Below are 3,681 nucleotides of genomic sequence, written 5' to 3'. Positions count from 1 at the left end.
TTCGGCATTTATCGGCTGGTTCGGTATTTGGATGCGACCCGCTACGCCAGCTTGCTAAGTGCAATTGTTTATATGGCATTACCGTTAACAACGGAGTGGCAAAACAGCCAAGCGTTCTCAGCAATCGGGGCGGCACTCTTACCTTACGTTATCTATTACGGCATCGCCTTTATGAAACAACCAACAACGTTTTCATGGATTGGGTTAGCTGTATCGTTAGCGGTAATAACCCAATCACATTTATTTACATCCTTACTAGCCACATTGGTCTTGGCAATTTTTTTCGTGATTAGCATCATGAAACAACCGTGGTCGGTTATTCGGCAATTGCTAGTTCGCCTGGTATGCGCAATCGGGTTATATGCAATCTTGAGTGCCAATGTAATTGTTGGCATGCTTGATGTGATGGGAACAAATCGGATTTTGACGCCGTTTACGCCGGCTGATATTGGTCAAAAGGGGATGCATGTTGCCTTTGATCGCTTGCCAAGTCTACGTAATTACAGTGTGCTGGCTTTGTGGGTGGTGGTTATTTTTATCGGGAGCACGTTGGTTTATCAAAAATTACAACGTGAATATCGCGTGATGCTAGTGCTGGCGGCGTTATTCTTTGTCTTATCGTTGGCAGAATTCCCCTGGCATGCCGTTCAGCAATTAATGCCCACCATTGTAAATACGATGCAATTTCCATCACGCTTAGCGGTGGTCAGTAATTTAGCGCTGGTGGTTTTGTTAGCACGATTACTATCGATGGTCGTGATTACGAGTCGCATTCGGCGCAGCACAAAAATCGTGATTGCGATTGTTGTGGTCCTTGTTCCCGTTGCAATCTCAAGCAGCATGCTTGCTAAGAATGCACATCGCTTGCATACCACGCAACTAGTTAAAAATACGAAGCATGTCCAATTCAACCCAAACAAAACACCAATGCAAATTGCGTCCGATTGGCGCTTTGGTTCATTGGCGACAGGCTTGCAGGATATTCAAAAAGCGACGCCGGACTATGTTGTTAATCATGGGCTTCGTGCCAGTGATAATGCATATGATCGTTATATGCAGGAAATTATCAATAATCCGATTCATGTAAAGGTCAAACAGGCGTCGGATCGGATGACGTTAACTTGGCGGGCAACCACAACACACAAGGCGACGTTGCCAGTGATTATTTACAAACATTCGCAAGTCACGTTGAATGGCCGGCGATTAACGCAGCCAACGCAATCGCGAATTGGTGCACTACGCGTTGTGCCACAACTGGGTCAGAATGAAATCCAGGTTAGTTATCGGCCAGCAGGTTATGTTTGGCCACTCATTTGGCTGAGCATAGGTGGGTGGTTGAGTATCGTTGTTGTTATTGTTGGCCGGTCATTTAAACGATAGATGAAAAAGACAGATTAATTGGAAGCTTTAATTTGCTAATTAACCTGTCTTTTTTAGTGCTATACTGGCAACATTAGACTTTATTTTAATAAGTTAGGTGGTGGGCGTGTGAGTAAGAAGTGGTATGTCGGCATGGCTGCTGGCGGGGCCCTATTTTGGGGGATTAACGGAATTCTTTCAAATATCCTGTTTGAAAGAATCAACGTATCACCGGATTGGCTAACGACGGTACGGTTATTTATTTCAGGTATTGTTTTATTAATTTATTCATTGCTACGACGCCAGAATATTTTTAAAATTTGGCGGAGTCCCAAGAATGCCAGTATCTTGTTGGCGTTTAGTTTGATTGGTATTTATTTTGCGCAATCTAATTTTGTTCGGACGCTCTATTATGGTAATGCGGCGGTGGCAACTGTGTTGCAGTATATGGCACCGGCATTGATTGTTATCTTTCTGGCAATTTTTCGGCAAACATGGCCGCGTCGACAAGAAGTGATTGCGGTCGTGCTTTCGCTGGTCGGAATTGTCTTACTAGTGACGAATGGTAATTTGACCCGTCTAGAAATTAATGACAAAACATTGTTGTTTGGTATTCTATCCGCAATCGGCTTGGTTGCTTATACATTGATTCCGGGTAGATTATTGCAACAATATGATGCAATTTTGGTAGTTGGTTGGGGGATGTTTATTGGTGGTTTGGCAGCTAATTTTTATGCGCCGTTGTACCACCCAGCCTACCACTTTGATGCGATTGATTTAACGCTATTATTCTTTATCGTCGTCTTTGGCTCAATTGTGGCGTTTGTTTGGTACATCGCTAGTTTGCGCAAAGTGGCACCAGAAACAGTGGGTATGCTAGGTATGTTGGAGCCGCTAAGTGCAACGGTCCTATCAGCGTTGCTATTAGGCGTACAATTTCAGGCATTCCAAGTCGTGGGAATTGTGTTGACGTTGGTCGCGATTGTGATTATGAATGTGACGAAACGGCAATAATTCTGCGAACGACAGTTGCTCGCGCCGTAATAAAAACGATTAAAACCCGAAGTACACGAAAAATAAGTGTCCTTCGGGTTTTGTTGATTGTTAAAAAAGCATGCGCTAAGTCAGTCTCGGTGGGGAGTTCCGCAAATGTTCACATTCTTCACAATTTGTTCAACACGAACAAATTGCAGTGGCTGGTTGTTTAATATACGATTATATACGGTTGTTCGAAAGGAACGTGTCAAAAATCACGAGTCGTTTTGGGAAACCCGGAACTATTCAAGTCCTATCACAGTGAGGGTAGGCATCTATGGAGGAATTTAAAATGGTTTCAGGTCGTGTTAAGTTGTTTGGTGCCGTATTGGCGATTGCAGCGGTTGGTGTTGGCGTTTATCAATCAGGTATTGTCGGAGATGCCGATACGGAAAAGCAATTCTCAGTTGCGATGGTGACAGACGTTGGTGGCGTAGATGATAAGTCATTTAACCAAAGTGCATGGGAAGGTTTGCAAAAGTGGGGTAAGGAAAATAAGTTGGCTGAAGGCAAGGGTGGTTACACGTACTTTGAGTCAAAGACAGCCGCCGATTTTGCCCCAAACTTTTCACAGGCCGTTGAAGGTGACTACAACCTAGTTGCTGGCGTTGGTTATGCAACGAAGGATGCGTTGACCAATGTAGCTAAGCAGCATGAAAACACGAAGTTCCTACAGATTGATGATGTGGTTGACAGTAAGTACAAGAACGTGGCTTCGGTTACGTTCAAGTCAGAGGAATCATCTTACTTGGTCGGAGTTGCAGCTGCAACTAAGGCGCAAGAGCTGGGCGACAATGCAGTTGGCTTTGTTGGTGGCCAACGTGGTGCCGTGATTGATGCCTTTGAGGCCGGCTATGTGGCGGGCGTTAAGTCGGTAGATCCAAAGATGACGGTTGATGTGCAATACGCAAATTCATTTACTGATGCAGCGAAGGGAAAGACAATTGCGAATGCCATGATTACAAAGGGTGAGCAAGTAATTTTCCACGCGGCTGGACCAGCTGGAAACGGTGTCTTTACGGCAGCCAAGGATAATAATGTGACGGTTGATGCTGATGCCAAGCAAAAAGTTTGGGTAATTGGTGTTGATATGGACCAGTCTGATATGGGTGATTATACGGCCAAGGATGGCGAGAAGAGCAATTTCACGTTGACGTCATCGGTTAAGGGTGTCGGAACTGGCTTGGCCATGATTGCAGATAAGGCCAAGGCCGGCAACTTCCCAGGTGGTAAGCATATTGTCTTGGGATTGAAGCAAAATGGTGTTTCAATCGTGACTAAGAACTT

At 44.7% G+C, this 3,681-nt stretch carries 3 protein-coding genes; all 3 read left to right on the top strand.

All coding sequences use genetic code 11. From position 1 onward, the window contains the following. Positions 1-1,380: hypothetical protein (locus WEIDD23_RS06950; RefSeq protein WP_197458833.1), on the top strand; the 1,380-nt coding region annotated here is incomplete at its 5' end. A gap of 108 nt (positions 1,381-1,488) precedes the next feature. Next, positions 1,489-2,373, top strand: coding sequence for a DMT family transporter (locus WEIDD23_RS06945; protein ID WP_242865457.1), 885 nt, complete (start codon positions 1,489-1,491; stop codon positions 2,371-2,373). Between the two features lie 298 nt (positions 2,374-2,671). Beyond that, on the top strand, positions 2,672-3,681 hold a 1,010-nt coding region (locus WEIDD23_RS06940; RefSeq protein ID WP_242865456.1), incomplete at its 3' end, for a BMP family lipoprotein.

This window comes from Weissella sp. DD23 (assembly GCF_001579105.1).
In the GTDB taxonomy this organism is placed as follows: domain Bacteria; phylum Bacillota; class Bacilli; order Lactobacillales; family Lactobacillaceae; genus Weissella; species Weissella cibaria.
Note: the sequence above shows the minus strand (reverse complement) of the source record. Positions and strands in the feature narration are given on the sequence as shown.